We start from the raw sequence: 14,119 nt of genomic DNA on the forward strand, positions 1-14,119 counted from the left end.
AGGGACCTTCCCAGGCCGGTATCGCGTGTTATCGGGACCAAAGTCCCAAATCGGACGGGTACTCGGCGCGGCGGGTTGAGCCGCCCGGGTGACGACCGTTCGGCGGCCCGGGCGTGGCGCGCGCAAACGGGAGGCGGTAGTGCCGGGGTGATCGGCTGCGCGGTCGGCTCCCGGCGGCCGCGGTCGGACGGCGGCCGGGAGCCGACCGGCCGTCAGGCGGCGGCCGGCGGATTGGCCGGGGAGTACTCGGGGCCGGTCCAGGTGAGCGGGGTGGCGTCGGCGAGTTCGAGGACGCCGGTGACGGTGAGGTCGACCACCCGTTCGGCCCCCGGCAGGCCGGCCGCCGACCGTTCGGACCAGTCGGTGCGGGCCTCGCCGGTGACCAGCAGTGCCCCGCCGGTCTCGAAGTCCGGCAGCAGCAGCCCGGCGCGCGGGTCGAGCTCCAGGTTGCCCAGCGTCATGAACATGCTGTTGCCGGCGTACTCGGGCCAGCGCAGCCGGTCCGGGCCGACGGCCCGGAGGAAGCCGGGGTTGCCGCCCCGGTGCGAGGCGTCCACCCGGCCGTCCGGGCCGGCGGTGGCGATGAAGAAGGTGTCGGCGGTGGCCACGGTCAGCTGTTGGGCGGTGGACAGGACCGGGCCGGCGGCGACCACGTGCGGGGTGCCCGCCGACTGCTCCAGCGGGCTGCGGCGCTGGATGTACTTCGGGCAGTTGGCGTAGACCTGGTCGGCGGTGATCACCAGGCCGCCGCGGCCGTCCGGCACGGAGCGGCCGTTGAGCCGCATCCGGCGCCGGCCGGCCGGGTCCAGTGCGATGGTGCCGACCTCGGCCGGACCGGCCAGGACGGCGGCCAACGGGTCCTCGGCGGCGGGCCCGGCCGCCACCGTGAGGGTCGTCTCGTCGGGGGCCCGCAGGAAGCCCGGGCCGCCGGTGAGCTGGGTGGCCCAGAGCCGGCCGTCGGCGTCGGCGGCGCCGAGCACCAGGACCCGCCGCTCGGCCAGGAAGCGGGCGGCCACGGCCGGGATGGTGCGGCCGATCGCGCGGCCGGAGTGGTCGGCCCGCTCCACCCGGCCGGCCCGGGCCTGCACCGCGCGCTCGCCCGGGTGGTACGGCGTGCTGCTGTCCGTCATGGCGGCTGCCTCCTGGTCCGGTCGGCCGGCCTAGAAGAACCCGCAGGTGGGGGCCGCCCCGGTGGGAGCGGTGGCGCCCGTCTCGTCCACGCCCTTCGGGGCGTAGATCTCCAGCCGGATGCCGTCGGGGTCGGTGAAGAAGATCCCGCCGGAGGCCGCGCCCTCGCCGTGCGGGACGACGCCGTCGTGGGCGAACTCGGCGCCCAGCTCGCGCAGCAGCCGCTCGGCGGCGCGGACCTCGTCGAGGCTGTCGACCTGGAAGGAGAGGTGGTGCAGGCCGGGGGCGGCGGTGGCGAAGGTGCCCGCGCTCTGCTGCCAGAGGGTGAGCACCAGGCGCCCGTCGCGGCCCAGGAAGGCGAAGCGGCGCTCGGGGTCGGTGCCCTCGTTCACCAGCTCCAGCCCGAGGACGCTGCGGTAGAAGGCGGTCGAGCGGTCGAGGTCGGTGACGTTCAGGCCGATGTGGCCGGTCTGCAGGGTGCTGGTGGTGGTGCTGGACATGGCTGATCACTCCCGTGGCCCGGGGCGCCCGGAGGCGCCCGCTCCCTAACCTGTACAAGGAACGGTAGTGGTTAGTCTGATGCCGCGTCAACCGCTACCGGGCTCCGAAGCGGTTAGGTAGGTCTCGGCGAGCCGGCTGCGGAACGCCTCGGCCGTGAACAGGTAGTCCTGGCTGCCGGCCGACTCCAGCGCGTACGCCGCCAGCACGCAGCCCATCCGGGCCGAGGCGTCGTCCGGCAGGCCGTCGGCCAGGCCCGCCAGGAAGCCCGCCCGGAACGCGCCGCCCGCGCCCGCGCCGTCCGGCAGCCGGGAGATCGGGGCGGCCGGGACGGCGAGCGAGGGCTCGTCCGGGTAGTCGATCCAGACGCCCTCGGGGCCGAGGGTGGTGACCCAGCTGCCGACCCGGCGCAGCACGTCCTCGGCGGTCCACCCGGTGTGCTCCAGCAGCAGGCCGCGCTCGCGGCGGTTGGTGACGAGGCAGTCCGCCCCGGTCAGCACGGCCTCGGCGCCGTCCGCGCCGAGCTCCGCCGTCCGGCCGGCCACGTCCACCAGGTACGGCAGGCCCAGCCGCCGGCACTCGGCGGCGCGGGCGGCCATCACCTCCGCCCCGGCGGGGCCGAGGAAGACCAGCCCGACGCCCGCGGCCCAGCCCGGCGGGCCCGGGCTGACGTCCTCGGCCAGTGCCCCGGGGTGGAAGGAGGTGATCCGGTTCCGGTCGGCGTCGGTGGTGCTGGTGTAGCGGGCGGTGGCCAGCTCGGTCGAGATCCGTACCAGGGAGGTGTCCACCCCGGCCTCCGCCAGCCGCTCCCGGTAGTCGCCGAAGTCCCGGCCGGCCGCGCCCAGCAGCAGCGGCCGGCGGCCGAGGCGGCCGAGCCCGTACGCGACGTTGGCGGCCACGCCGCCGTAGCGCACCTCCAGGTCGTCGACCAGGAAGGACAGCGACAGGTGCTTGAGCTGGGCGGGCAGCAACTGGTGGGTGAAACGGCCGGGGAAGGTCATCAGGTTGTCGATGACGATCGGGCCGGTGACCGCGATTCGCATGGGAATGCCTGCCTCACCGTGGAGGGGCCGGACGGGACCGTCCGGAGTTTGACGACGGGCCCTAGAGGGCCCAGAGGACCCAGCCGAGGAGCAGGAGGTTGGCGGTGCCCTGGGCGACGGCGCTGGCCAGGGCCGAGCCCGTCCAGGCACGGCAGATGCCGAGGGCGAGGCCCATGGTGAAGACGGACGGCAGGACCCCGCAGATCACCCGGGTGTCGAACGGGTTGAGGCCGTAGTCGCCGAGGTGGACCAGGGCCCAGGCGGCCGAGGTGGCGGCGATCGCCACCACCGGGCCCCGGCCGCGCTCCACCGCGTGGTACAGCACGCCCCGGTAGCAGACCTCCTCGACCAGCGGCACCAGGACGCCCATGCAGAGCACCATGGCCAGGCCCGCCACCACCGGGGCGCCCGGCGCCAGCTGCCGGAACAGCTCCGGGATCAGCGACGTCCAGTTGCCCTCGCCCCGGCCGAAGGCGGCCCGGGTGGCGAAGACGGTGTCGGCGTAGGCGAGCACCACCAGGGCCGTCCCGGCCGCCGTGGGCCCGAACCGGAAGCGGCGCAGCCCGGCGGCGGCGCGGTCCGGGCGGTCCAGTACGGCCAGGACCAGCGCGCTCAGGCCCACCGAGAGGACCATCAGCGGGATCGCGAACGCCCCGGCGATCCGGACCGCGGCCAGGACCGCGAACAGCAGGGCGGCCGAGGCGAGCGGCGCCGCGCGGTGGCGGTCGCGCAGGCGGTGGACGGTGCGAGCCCGTCCGGTGGTGGCGGGCTCGGGGGACGCGGACGCCACCACCGGACGGTTCGCGGTCATCGGGGGCCCACCTCCGCCGCCGCGGGGGTGCGGCGCAGCGAGGGCAGCCACCAGTTGTAGCGGCGGAACAGCAGCAGGGTGGCCGGGACGAAGAGCATCCGGATCAGGGTGGCGTCCAGCAGGACGGCGAGGCCGAGACCGGCGCCGTACTCCTGGAGCATCACCGTGGAGGAGAGCGCCATCGTGCCGAGGCTGCCCGCCATCACCAGGCCGGCCGCGTTGATCACCCGGCCGGTGTCGACCACCGCGCCGATGGTGGCGCTCTCCTGGTCGGCCCCGCCGCGCACCAGGTCGCGGACCCGGGTGACCAGGAAGATCTCGTAGTCCATGCCGAGCCCCATCATCAGGACGGTGAGGAAGATCGGCAGGTCGTCGATGATCGCCCGGTCGAGCCAGAAGTGGAAGATCAGCACGGTGATGCCGATCGCCCAGACGTTGCTCATCATGATCGTGAGGATCAGCCGGATCGGGATCAGCAGCGAGCGCAGGGCGATCACCAGCATCACGAAGACACCGAGCGAGACCAGCCCGATCATCTGCCAGAAGCTGGAGTTGAGCGCGTTGCCGTATTGGCGGTCGACCTGGGTGGCGCCACCGACCTGGAGCGCTCCGACGTCCTTCGCGCCCTCGGTGACGTCCTGGATGCGGTCGACGGTGGCGACCGCGGCCTCGGAGTAGGGCGGGTCGGCGAGCTCGACCACGATCCGCAGGGCGCCGTCGTCGGCCAGGTAGTCCCGCCGTACGTCCGCGGTCAGGGCGTCGATCTGGTCGGCCGGCAGCGCGGTGCCGAACGGCCTGGTCACCCCGGAGACCCGGGCGACGCCGGGGACGGCGGCCAGCCGGTCGGTGAGCGCCGTCACCGCGGTGCGGCCGGTGTCGGTGAGCCGGTGGGCGGCCGGGTCGACCACACCCGCGGCCGGCCGGGCGACCACCAGGGTGGGCAGCACGGTCGCGTCGCCCCACTTCTCGGCGACCAGCTCGAAGCCGGCCTTGGAGTCGGTGGCCGGGCTGAGCGCCACCGGGTCGGCGGTCGAGCGGTGCTGGGCGGTGATCACCGCGAACGGCACCGTGATCACGGCGAACACCAGCACGATCGCCACCTTGCGGCGCCGGGCCAGATCGGCGGCCCTGGCCAGGTGCCGGCCCAGGGCGCTCTCGTGCTCCAGGTCGCTCAGCGGGCGCCGGCCGAGGGCGAAGAACCGGTCGCCGAGCAGCACCAGCAGCGCGGGCGTCAGGGTGAGCGCGGCGAGCAGCACGATCGGGATGCCGATCAGCCCGCCGTAGCCGAGCGGCGGGATCCAGTCCACCGGGGAGAGCAGGGTGGCCCCGAAGGCGAGGACCACGGCGATCGCGGCGAGCAGCATGGACTCGCCCGCGTGCGCGGTGGCGTGCACCGCCGCCTCCTCGGGCGAGCGGCCGGCCAGCCGCTCCTGCCGGTAGCGCGAGGAGAGCAGCATGCTGTAGTCGACGCCCGCGCCCAACATCACGAAGTTCATGATCGTGATGGTGAACTGGGTGAGCGTCACGCCGTGGCCGAGCGCGAACAGCGCGGCCTGGCTGACCGTCATGGCCAGCCCGATCGCGGCCACCGTCAGCACGGCGGGCACCACGGCGCGGAAGAACAGCAGCAGCACCACGAAGATGATCGCGTAGGCGACCGTCTCCATCAGCGCGTTGTCGTCCTCGGCCTTCTTGTAGGTGTCCTTGATCAGGGCGAGCTCGCCGGTGACGTGGGCGTCGACCTCCGGGCCGGCGCCGACGCCGCGGAGCGCGCCGTCGATGGCGGAGCGCAGCCAGTCCACGTCCGGGTCGTGCCCGGCCTGCCGGGCGAAGCTGACCGTGACCAGGGCCGCCCGGCCGTCCTTGGCCAGCAGGCGGTCCACGGCGTCGGCGGGCACCGGCACCGGGAAGGAACGCCAGTCGGTATCGGCCGCGAAGCCCGCGGCGAGACCGGGCAGCGCCGCGTCGTCGGCGTCCACCGCCCGGCGCGCCAGGTCGGCGAGGGCGGCCGGGACCTGGCCGGCCGCCACGGCCGCGTCCACCGCCTGCCGGCGCGCCTGCGGGGAGGAGCCGGCCTGGGCGGCGGTGAGGTCGCGGTCCACCTGGGTGCGCAGCTGCCGCAGGTACTCGGCGGTGGAGTCCCGGTACAGGGTGTACGCCGAGACGGACTGCCGGACTTCGCCGGTGCGCTCCTTCTCGGCGATGCGTCCGTCCAGTTCGGCCAGCAGTTTGCGCAGCTGCTCGCTCCGGACGTCCGGGGCGCCGATCGCCACGATCGACTCGCGCTGTGAGCGGTCCGGGAAGGACTGCTCGACGAGCTGGTCGGCCCGGGCACTGCTGGTGCCCGGGACGACCTTGGACGCGCCCTGTTTGGTCAGGACGTCGTTCAACTGCGAGGCGAACGGGAAGCAGATCGCGATGACCACGACCCAGAGGGCGAGCACGGTCTTCGGGCGGGCGGTGAGCACTCCGGCGAGGCGCAGCAGACGGCGCTGCACCGTGCCGTGGGTGGTCTCCGGTGTTGCGGGAGTGACGGTCGCGGTCATGCGGTGCCGACTCCCTCGCGGTGGCGCCCGCCCGGGCCGGTGCCGGCGGAGGGGCTGCTCGGGCTGGTGCCGGTGACCACGGCGAAGGTGTGCCGCAGCTCCAACGTGCCGTTGCGGGCGACGTGTTCGGCCAGTCCGGCGCGGATCAGCTCCAGCGCGTGGTCCTCGCGGCGGTGGTCGACGGCGTCCTTGAAGCCGGCCGCCGCGCCGGAGCGCTGCACCCACTCCAGGGCCGCCTCCGGGGTGTCGGCGGGCAGCACCTGGTGGCCGTCGCGCTGGACGTCGACGGTCAGACCGGCCTTGGTGAACCAGCGGGCCACCGTGGCGGCGTCCTTCGGCAGGTTCACCCGGATCATGCCGGTGAGCAGCGACGGGTCCGCGGCGAAGACCTTCTCCAACTGGGTGATCAGGGTCTTGAGCGCGTCGCCGCGGGTCTCGATCACCACCACCCGGCCGCCGGGCCGCAGCACCCGCTTGACCTGCTCCAGCAGCTTGACCGGCTTGCTGTAGCAGATCGCCCAGCCGACCACGACCAGGTCGGCGGAGGCGGTCGGCCGGCTGCGCAGGAAGTCCTCCATGTCCCCCTCCTGCAGGGAGACTTCGAGCTCCGGCGCGTGCAGGGTGTCGGGCAGGATCTTGGCCTGGGCCACCGCCAGCATGCCGGGGGACTTGTCCACCGCGTGCACCGAGCCGCGACCCTCCAGACGGCGGACGATCTCATGGGTCAGGTGCCCGGTGCCGCAGGCGAGTTCCAGGACGTCGTCGCCCGGGCGGATCTTCACCTCGTTGAGGGCTGCGAGCGAGTGCACGCCCATCACCGGGCTGAAGTAGCTGTCGTAGCTGGAACTCGCGGCGTCGTAGTCGGGCGTGGTGTCGGCGTGGGTGCGGCTCAGGGTGAGACGCAGGGCACGCGCGGCGAGTCCGAGGCGACTCATGGCTGGCTCCTTCTGGTGTGGTCGGGTTCCGAGGGCTGCGCGGCCGGTGCCGCGCAGGCGACGAGCAGGAGGCCGGCCAGGCCGGCCAGGGTGCCGAGGACGGCCGCGGCGACCGAGGGGGCCGTCGCCCCGGCCGCGGTGCCCGCGACCAGGGCGAACGCCGCCGGGGCCGGGACGGGCGTCCTGGAGGTGGTGGTGCGGGACGGGCGGGGTGCCACCGCGACGGTGAGCGCCGCGACGGCGGTGACCACGGCCGCGAGGGCGGGGTTCGCGGTGGTGGCCGAGGCGGGCAGGGCGGCGCCGAGCAGCAGCAGCCCGGCCGCCGGGGCCCGGTGGGGCGGGCCCGGCGGGCGGGCGGCGGCGCCGCGGCGGTGCACCGCGGCGGCCACGAGGGTGAGGACGGCTCCGGCCGCGGCGGCCGCGCACCAGGGCCAGTCGGGCGCACCGCCGCCGGCGGGGGGCAGGCCCGCGCCGAGGACGGCGCCGGCCGCGCCGCCGGCCAGTGCGGCGACCGTCGCGGGGCCCGGGAGGAGGGGCGGTGCGGGGTCGGTCGCCGGGCCGGCCGGTGCGTCCGTCGTGGGATCCGGCGCGCGGTTCACGGCCGGGCGGCGGACGAGTCGGCGAGCTCGGCGAGCTCGGCCATCCCGTCGGCGGCGTCCGGTTCGTCCTCGTGCAGGAACATGGCCGTCTCGCCGGCCAGCGCGTCCAGGACCCGGTTCAGGTGCTCGGTGGTGTGGGTGGCCATCAGGCTGAGCCGCAACCGGGGCGAGGCGGCCGGCGGCACCACCGGGTTGGTGTAGACGCCGTTGTCGATGAGCCGGCGCCAGAGCAGCAGGGTGTCGATGACCCCCCGGGTGCGCAGCGGGATCACCGGGGTGCTGCTCTCGCCCGGGCTGATGCCGAGGGAGACCAGGCCGGCCCGCAGGTAGTCGGCGTTCTGCTGGGCCCGCTCGGGGCGCCAGGGCTCCTCGCGCAGGATGCGGAGCGCGGTGAGGGCGGCGGCCATGCTGGCGGGGGTCGCGGAGGCGCTGAAGATCAGGCTGCGGGCGTGGTGCTTGATGTAGTGGATGACGTCGTCGTCGCCGACGACGGCTCCGCCCAGGGAGGCCAGCGACTTGCTGAAGGTGACCGTGATGAGGTCGACCCGGTCGGTGAGGCCGAAGTGGGAGCAGGTGCCCCGGCCCTGGTCCAGGACGCCGAGGCCGTGCGCGTCGTCGACGATCAGGCGGGCTCCGTGGCGCTCGCAGACCTCGACGATCTCCGGCAGCGCGCAGAGGTCGCCCTCCATCGAGTAGACGCCGTCGACCACGACGAGCTTGCCGGCCTGGGCCGGGACGGCGGCCAGGCCGCGGTCCAGCGCGTGGGCGTCGTTGTGCCGGAAGCGGCGGTGCTTGGCGCCGCTGAGCACGCAGCCGTCGACGATGGAGGCGTGGGCGTCGCGGTCGGCGAAGACGACGTCGCCGCGGCCGGCCACGGCGCTGATCGTGCCGAGGTTGGCCTGGTAGCCGGTGGAGAGCACGGCCGCCGCGGGCTTGCCGTAGAAATCGGCGAGTTCGCCCTCCAACTGGTCGTGCAGGTCCAGGTTTCCGTTGAGGAAACGGGAGCCGGTGCAGGACGGGCCGTACCGGTCGAGCGCGTCGGCGGCGGCCTTTCTTACCCGGGGGTCGGAGGTCAGGCCCAGGTAGTTGTTGGAGCCGCACATGACCAGCTCACGGTCACCCAGGGTGACCGTCGTGCCTTCGTGGCCGGTGAGCGGGAGGAAGTAGGGGTAGATCCCCGCCGCCATGGCATCCCGGGCGGCGCGATATTCGGATACCTTGGAGAAAATGTCCACCAGATTCCCTCGAATTCGATGATCGGCGTATTCGACGCATCGGTTCACGCGAATTTTGACCCTGGTTCGAACGAAATACCCGCCGCTGTGGGCATGGCCGGGCCGGCCGAATCGGACGGGGCCGTGCGGAGCCCTGGCCCCGGGCGGTGCGCGTCATTGCGCAGGGCGCCCCGGGCGTGGTCGGAACTGCGGCCGGGCATGCGGATGGGCCGACGTTGTGGTTGACGTGGGCACAATGACCCGATCCCGGAGCCTTGTTGACTAGCTGTCAGCTAGCGTTTCTGGGCCGCCGGCCCGCGCGGACATCGTCGAATCCGTATGTCTCGCATGATCCCCCGTTGATGTCGAACAGCGTTCCCCCTGGCGCGGTGGAAACCCCGGCGCCGCTTCTTCGATCATCGTGCACATGAATCTTGAGGTGGCCGGTCGGCGATCCCCCTGGATCTCGCCGGTTTTCGGCCGAGGAAACGTAAGCACGCCTCATTCGAAACTGTCAACACCCTTCCGTTTCGGGCATCTTGTGATTTCCGGGCGGACCGGTCCGGTTCTGCTAGGGTGGGCGCCGACCGTCTGGACGGTCTGTAACACGGAGAGAGGGACGACCGGTGCGTGATCACCTGCTCGATGCTGTCGAGCGGCTGCTGGTGCGGGGAGGTCTGGACGCGGTGCGTCTGGACGCGGTGGCCGAGGAGGCCGGCGTCAGCAAGGGTGGGCTGCTGCACCACTTCCCCAGCAAGCGGGCGCTCGTCCAGGGAGTGGTCGAGCGGCTGGCCGACCGGTTCGAGGCCGTACTGCCCGGTCCCGGGGCGCCTCCCGGAGCCTTCGCGCTCGCCTGGTTGGAGGCGAGCATCCCCGAGGAGTCACCGGCCGGGGACACCAGCGGAGCCGATCAGGTACCGGTCGCCCTGCTCGCCGCGGCCGGCGGGCCGGAACTGCTCGACGTGCTGCGGGCCCGCTACGAGCGGTGGCAGCGGCGTCTCACCGAGGACGGTCTGGACCCGGCCGTGGCCACGCTCGTGCGGATGGCCGTGGACGGCTGGTGGTCGGCCCGACTGCTCGACCTCAGCCCGCCGCACGACGGGCTGCACCGTGAGTTGCGCAATCTGCTGGTCGAACTCGTCGGCGGCAGAAGCTAGGTCATCCGAAGCGAGACGGGGGACGGACATGACGGCGTACCTGCTGGTCGGAGCGGCCATCGCGGCCGAGGTGACGGCGACACTGGCCCTGCGGGCCTCGCACGGGCTGACCAGGCTGGCGCCCAGCGCGGTGGTCGCGGTCGGGTACGTCGCCGCGTTCGTGCTGCTGGCCCAGGCGCTGAAGTCGCTGAACGTGGGCCCGGTCTACGCGGTCTGGTCGGGGCTCGGCACGGTCGGGGCGCTGGTCGGCGGCGCGGTCGTGTTCGGCGAGCCGGTCAAGCCGGCCTCGCTGATCGGGGCGGCGCTGGTGGTCGGCGGGGTCGCGGTGATGTACCTCGGCGGGGGGCTGAGCCACGAGTGAGCGCATGACGGAGGAGGGAACATGAGCGACACCGCCGCCCCCGGCGGGGTCCTGCGCTTCACCAAGGCGTCCATGGTGGTCACCGATGTCGGTTTCCCGCCGCTGTTCCCGATCCCGGGGATGGTCGCCCTGGTGCGGATGGCGCCGCCGCGGGCCTGAGCCGCCGCCGCGCCCGCACCGGGCGGGGCCCCCGAGCCGCTACTCCCACTCCCAGCGGATGCCGACGTGGCCCGGCTGCTGGTCGGGGGCGAGCACGTGGGCGCTGGCGGAGGCGCCGATCCAGAGCTGTTCACGGCGCCGGTCGACGGCCTCGCCCGGGGCGCGGTCGTAGCGCTCGCAGTGGACGGGCACGGCCGCCGGGTCGAAGTGCACCTGGAGCACGTACTCGCGCACCGGGATGGCGAAGCGGCGGCTGTACTCCATGGTCGGGCCGCCGGGCGGGATCTCCACCTCGTACTCGAAGACCGTGCTGTCCCCCTGCCCGAGCGGGCGGTCCAGCATCAGCTCGCCGACCACCAGACCCGCCTTCGGCCTGCGGCGGACCCGGCCGAGCCGGCCGTGCCGGACCGAGGTGATCTCGGGGCAGCCGGTGGCCTCCTCGTCCGCCTTGTGCACGACCAGGCAGCGGCCGACGCCGCCGACGGTGGCGCGGACCACCTGGCGCATCCGCAGCAGGTTGCCGCGGCGCTCGGCGTCGACGTAGTAGGAGTCGTGGATGCTCAGCCGCTCCAGCTCGCCGACCGGCGGGGCGTCCAGCTCGGCGAAGACGTCGGCGATCTCCTGCTCCCCCGGCCAGACGTCCTCCAGCCGCAGGTGCGCGGTGTTGGCGGCGGCCGCCCAGCGGCCCCGCGGGCGCGGCGGGCCGAGCAGGGCGGACAGCGTGGAGTGCGGCAGGCCGAGCAGTTCCTCCAGCAGGTGGACGGCGCGCAGCGAGCTGGCCCGCTCGGGCTGGCTGCGGCCGCGACGCCAGTAACTCAGCGTCGTCACGCTGACCCTGACGCCGCGTTGGGCCAGTGCGGCGCGGATCCGGTCGAGGCTCAGGCCGCTGGCCTCGATGGCCAGGTGCAGGGTGTCGGCGAAGCCCCCGGCGGGGGCGGGTCGGCCGGTGCCCGAGGCGGTGGCGGCGGTCGTGGTGACGGCGGTCGTGGTGGTGACGGGGGGCACGGGGGCGGGTGCGGGCGCGCCGGGGCGCGGTCCGACCAGCCGGAGCCGGGCGTCCTGGGGGTGTTGTGAGCCCATGCGGTTACCTTCCCCAGCAAGCGGGTTCGGCGCGGCAGGTCCGGCGCCGAGGCGCGCCGTGAACGGCTTCACCGAGCTGTGGGGAACCCTATGCACGGTCGAGAGGCTACGTCATCAGTCGTGCGTATGACAGTGGTCACGAGCGGTCGACCGCAGGGTTATCGATCTTGAAACAGAACGGAAACACACCGTCGGGGCGGTCCGCACAAGGACCGCCCCGACGGTGTGGGGCCACAGCGGTGGTCAGGAGACGCTGAGCGCGGCGTCGTCGATCACGAAGCTGGTCTTGAGCGAGGCGTCCTCGGTGCCGGTGAACTTCACCGTCACCGTCTGGCCGGCGAAGGCCGAGAGGTCGAAGGACTTCTGGACGTAGCCGGTGGCCGCGTTGGCGTTGGACAGGGTGGCCAGCGTGGTCGAGCCGGCCTGGACGGTCAGCTTGTCGTACGCGGTGCTGCCGGACTCGGCGGTGTCGATGTGCACCCAGAAGGAGAGCGTGGCCTTGCAGCCGGCCGGGATCGAGACGGTCTGCGCCAGGCTGTCGCTGTGGGCGCTGCCGTAGCCGTCCAGCCAGGCCTTCCAGGAGCCGGCGTGCGCGGCCTCGCCGGAGGTGTTGTCGACCACGCCGGTGGACGCCGTCCACGGCGCGGCGGTGCCGGTCTCGAAGCCGCCGTTGCCGATGAGCTGGGCCGAGGTGCAGCCGCCGGTGGGCGGCGTGGTGGTGCCGCCGAGCAGCGCCGCGTTCAGGGCGTCCGCGATCGGGCTGCCCCAGCCGGTGACCTGGTCGTAGCCGGCCTTGGTGGAGAAGTCCTGGTTCTTGCCGGTGGTCACGTCGTGGAACGCGGTGCCGTAGCTGCTGCTGTTGGCCACGGCGTACAGCCGCGGGCTCGCCTCGCCGAGGACGGGCTGCCCGGCAGCCTTGGCCTTCTGGTTGAACTGGGCGGCGTAGCCGGACCACAGCGGGGCGGCCGCGCTGGTGCCGCCGTAGACCTGCCAGCCGCCGGCGGTGTAGATGGCGAAACCGCTGGCCGGGTCGGCGTTGGAGGAGATGTCCGGGACGGTGCGCATGGTGCCGCTCACGCCGGTGCCGGTCTGCCAGCTCGGCTTGGCGAAGACGGTGGAGACGCCGCCGCCGGCGGTGCTCCAGGCGCTCTCGGAGGAGTAGGCGCTGCCGGAGACCTTGAGGTTGGTCCCGCCGACGCCGGTCTGGTGCGGGCTGGACGCCGGGAAGTCGACCGCCTTGACGCCGGAGCCGCTGGTGGAGCGGGTGCAGTCGCGCGAGCCGTCGTCACCGGAGGCCGAGAAGATCGAGATGCCCTGGGCGGCGGCCTGCTTGAAGGAGTTGTCGACCGCCGTCATGGAGGAGGCGGTGGTGTCCGGCTCGCAGGAGCCCCAGGAGATGGAGATGACCGAGACCCGGTTGTCCGCGACGATCTTGGCGGCCATGTCGATCTCGCCCTGGTCGCTGTTGGGGGCCTCGTAGACCAGCTGGGTCGCCTTGGGGGCGACGCCGCGCACGATCTCGCTGTCCAGCTCGACCTCGCCCTGGCCCTCGCCGGGGGAGGAGTCGTAGTTCGCGCCGTCCACCGACACGGTGGAGACGGCCGGACCGGTGAGCCCGTACTGGGTGTCGTAGGTCTTCAGGTTGTTGGCGCTGTAGCCGTCGAACTCCCAGAGCGCGACGCTGACGCCGGTGCCGTCGGCGCCGGTCTTGTTCAGGTTGTACGCGCCGTCGTACTGGCTCGGACCGAAGCCGCTGGGGGCGGCCAGGGTCCCGGCGGGGGCGGCGGGCGTGGACGGCTTGACGTTGCGGGTGGTCCGGACGGTGTGGTTGTTCAGACCGGATATGCCCTGCACCACGTCGGCGAGGGCGGCCGGGACGGAGGCGGCCGCGTCGTTCGCGAAGAAGGTGCGCTGCTGCTGCGGGTCCAGGTAGGCGCTCTCGTGGGTGCCGAAGGCCGTGGCGATCTGCTCGGCGGTGCCGTGCGCGTCGACCACCTGGCGGTTGTCGCTGACCCCGGAGACGGTCAGGCCCTGGGCGGTCAGGAAGGCGCGGACCTGGTCGACGGCGGCCTGGGTCGGGCCGAACCGCTCGGTGAACTGCTGCGGCGTCAGGTGCCTGCCGAACTCCGGGGTGCCGGGGGTGGCGATCGCGGCGAGGAAGCGGTCCAGCTCGGCGGTGTCGCGCAGCTTCAGGCTGACGGCGACCGAGAGCTGCTGGTCGGCGGGGACGTCGCCCTTCTTCTCGGAGCGGGCCACCGCGGGGGTCACCGTGTTCGGCAGCGAGACGCGGGGCGCGGCGGCGTTGGGGGCCGGGGCGGCCTGCGCGGCGGTCACGCCGAGCGAGACCGCGGACAGCGGCAGGACGGCAAGGGCCGCGGCAAGGGCGAGGGAGCGAGGGCGCACGGAATCCTCCTCTGGCCGGCATGTGGGGGCCGGCAGGGGCCAGGACGTTTCTGGGGTGAAACGCTGGCTAGAACATGTCAGAGGGGTTCCGGGAATTGGCTTATGGTCAAGCAATTCGTTGCTAAAAAACAGTCAACTGTGGAGAACGGAATGGAGACGCCTCCATACAGTTAACGGCCGGAATT

Annotated in this window: 13 protein-coding genes; 3 read left to right on the plus strand and 10 right to left on the minus strand. The window is 73.4% G+C overall.

Annotated features, from left to right (window positions below):
* Positions 1–212 precede the first annotated feature (212 nt).
* The 8 genes from ACFVYI_RS16670 to ACFVYI_RS16705 all read right to left on the minus strand — a co-directional run bounded on the left by ACFVYI_RS16670 (position 213) and on the right by ACFVYI_RS16705 (position 8,747).
* Complete coding sequence (locus tag ACFVYI_RS16670) at positions 213–1,130, minus strand: pyridoxamine 5'-phosphate oxidase family protein (RefSeq protein ID WP_387885853.1); 918 nt, start codon at positions 1,128–1,130, stop codon at positions 213–215.
* Between the two features lie 30 nt (positions 1,131–1,160).
* Positions 1,161–1,628 (minus strand): VOC family protein, encoded by a 468-nt coding sequence (locus ACFVYI_RS16675; RefSeq protein WP_387885856.1) that lies wholly within the window; start codon positions 1,626–1,628, stop codon positions 1,161–1,163.
* 87 nt (positions 1,629–1,715) lie between these two features.
* Positions 1,716–2,669: a PfkB family carbohydrate kinase gene (locus tag ACFVYI_RS16680; protein ID WP_387885859.1), complete on the minus strand. Its 954-nt coding sequence runs from the start codon at positions 2,667–2,669 to the stop codon at positions 1,716–1,718.
* 61 nt (positions 2,670–2,730) lie between these two features.
* Positions 2,731–3,480, minus strand: a complete 750-nt coding sequence (locus ACFVYI_RS16685) for a type II CAAX prenyl endopeptidase Rce1 family protein (RefSeq protein ID WP_387885861.1) — start codon at positions 3,478–3,480, stop codon at positions 2,731–2,733.
* Positions 3,477–6,026 carry an MMPL family transporter gene (locus tag ACFVYI_RS16690; RefSeq protein WP_387885864.1) on the minus strand — a complete coding sequence of 850 codons (2,550 nt, stop codon included), beginning with the start codon at positions 6,024–6,026 and terminating at the stop codon, positions 3,477–3,479. Before ACFVYI_RS16690 ends, ACFVYI_RS16685 begins: the two co-directional genes overlap by 4 nt.
* The gene (locus tag ACFVYI_RS16695; RefSeq protein ID WP_387885867.1) at positions 6,023–6,961 is read right to left on the minus strand and encodes a class I SAM-dependent methyltransferase; all 939 of its coding nucleotides are present in this window, start codon (positions 6,959–6,961) and stop codon (positions 6,023–6,025) included. Before ACFVYI_RS16695 ends, ACFVYI_RS16690 begins: the two co-directional genes overlap by 4 nt.
* On the minus strand, positions 6,958–7,560 hold the full coding sequence (locus tag ACFVYI_RS16700; protein WP_387885868.1) for a hypothetical protein: 603 nt from the start codon (positions 7,558–7,560) through the stop codon (positions 6,958–6,960). The genes ACFVYI_RS16695 and ACFVYI_RS16700 overlap by 4 nt, the downstream gene beginning before the upstream one ends.
* Entirely contained in the window at positions 7,557–8,747 is a 1,191-nt protein-coding gene (locus ACFVYI_RS16705; protein ID WP_387885871.1) for an aminotransferase class I/II-fold pyridoxal phosphate-dependent enzyme, read from the minus strand. The genes ACFVYI_RS16700 and ACFVYI_RS16705 overlap by 4 nt, the downstream gene beginning before the upstream one ends.
* 653 nt (positions 8,748–9,400) lie before the next feature.
* On the opposite strand from ACFVYI_RS16705, the gene ACFVYI_RS16710 reads away from it, so the two are divergent.
* The 3 genes from ACFVYI_RS16710 to ACFVYI_RS16720 are packed head-to-tail and all read left to right on the plus strand — an operon-like array spanning position 9,401 to position 10,451.
* Positions 9,401–9,931: a TetR/AcrR family transcriptional regulator gene (locus tag ACFVYI_RS16710; RefSeq protein WP_387885874.1), complete on the plus strand. Its 531-nt coding sequence runs from the start codon at positions 9,401–9,403 to the stop codon at positions 9,929–9,931.
* A gap of 28 nt (positions 9,932–9,959) precedes the next feature.
* On the plus strand, positions 9,960–10,292 hold the full coding sequence (locus tag ACFVYI_RS16715; protein WP_387885876.1) for a DMT family transporter: 333 nt from the start codon (positions 9,960–9,962) through the stop codon (positions 10,290–10,292).
* A 21-nt stretch (positions 10,293–10,313) separates the two neighbouring features.
* The gene (locus ACFVYI_RS16720; RefSeq protein WP_387885879.1) at positions 10,314–10,451 is read left to right on the plus strand and encodes a hypothetical protein; all 138 of its coding nucleotides are present in this window, start codon (positions 10,314–10,316) and stop codon (positions 10,449–10,451) included.
* Between the two features lie 39 nt (positions 10,452–10,490).
* Here ACFVYI_RS16720 and ACFVYI_RS16725 read toward each other — a convergent pair whose 3' ends face one another.
* Together ACFVYI_RS16725 and ACFVYI_RS16730 are read right to left on the minus strand one after the other, a co-directional pair.
* Complete coding sequence (locus tag ACFVYI_RS16725; RefSeq protein ID WP_387885882.1) at positions 10,491–11,531, minus strand: hypothetical protein; 1,041 nt, start codon at positions 11,529–11,531, stop codon at positions 10,491–10,493.
* Between the two features lie 243 nt (positions 11,532–11,774).
* Positions 11,775–13,934, minus strand: a complete 2,160-nt coding sequence (locus ACFVYI_RS16730) for a protease pro-enzyme activation domain-containing protein (RefSeq protein ID WP_387885884.1) — start codon at positions 13,932–13,934, stop codon at positions 11,775–11,777.
* Positions 13,935–14,119: the final 185 nt, after the last annotated feature.

This window comes from Kitasatospora sp. NPDC058218 (assembly GCF_042882445.1).
GTDB lineage: Bacteria > Actinomycetota > Actinomycetes > Streptomycetales > Streptomycetaceae > Kitasatospora.

Excerpts from the sequence above, each read along its gene's own strand:
- ACFVYI_RS16705 (WP_387885871.1), bottom strand. The coding sequence starts at position 8,747 with ATGGCGGCGGGGATCTACCCCTACTTCCTCCCGCTCACCGGCCACGAA.
- ACFVYI_RS16695 (WP_387885867.1), bottom strand. The coding sequence starts at position 6,961 with ATGAGTCGCCTCGGACTCGCCGCGCGTGCCCTGCGTCTCACCCTGAGC.
- ACFVYI_RS16670 (WP_387885853.1), bottom strand. The coding sequence starts at position 1,130 with ATGACGGACAGCAGCACGCCGTACCACCCGGGCGAGCGCGCGGTGCAG.
- ACFVYI_RS16690 (WP_387885864.1), bottom strand. The coding sequence starts at position 6,026 with ATGACCGCGACCGTCACTCCCGCAACACCGGAGACCACCCACGGCACG.
- ACFVYI_RS16685 (WP_387885861.1), bottom strand. The coding sequence starts at position 3,480 with ATGACCGCGAACCGTCCGGTGGTGGCGTCCGCGTCCCCCGAGCCCGCC.
- ACFVYI_RS16680 (WP_387885859.1), bottom strand. The coding sequence starts at position 2,669 with ATGCGAATCGCGGTCACCGGCCCGATCGTCATCGACAACCTGATGACC.
- ACFVYI_RS16715 (WP_387885876.1), top strand. The coding sequence starts at position 9,960 with ATGACGGCGTACCTGCTGGTCGGAGCGGCCATCGCGGCCGAGGTGACG.
- ACFVYI_RS16675 (WP_387885856.1), bottom strand. The coding sequence starts at position 1,628 with ATGTCCAGCACCACCACCAGCACCCTGCAGACCGGCCACATCGGCCTG.
- ACFVYI_RS16725 (WP_387885882.1), bottom strand. The coding sequence starts at position 11,531 with ATGGGCTCACAACACCCCCAGGACGCCCGGCTCCGGCTGGTCGGACCG.
- ACFVYI_RS16720 (WP_387885879.1), top strand. The coding sequence starts at position 10,314 with ATGAGCGACACCGCCGCCCCCGGCGGGGTCCTGCGCTTCACCAAGGCG.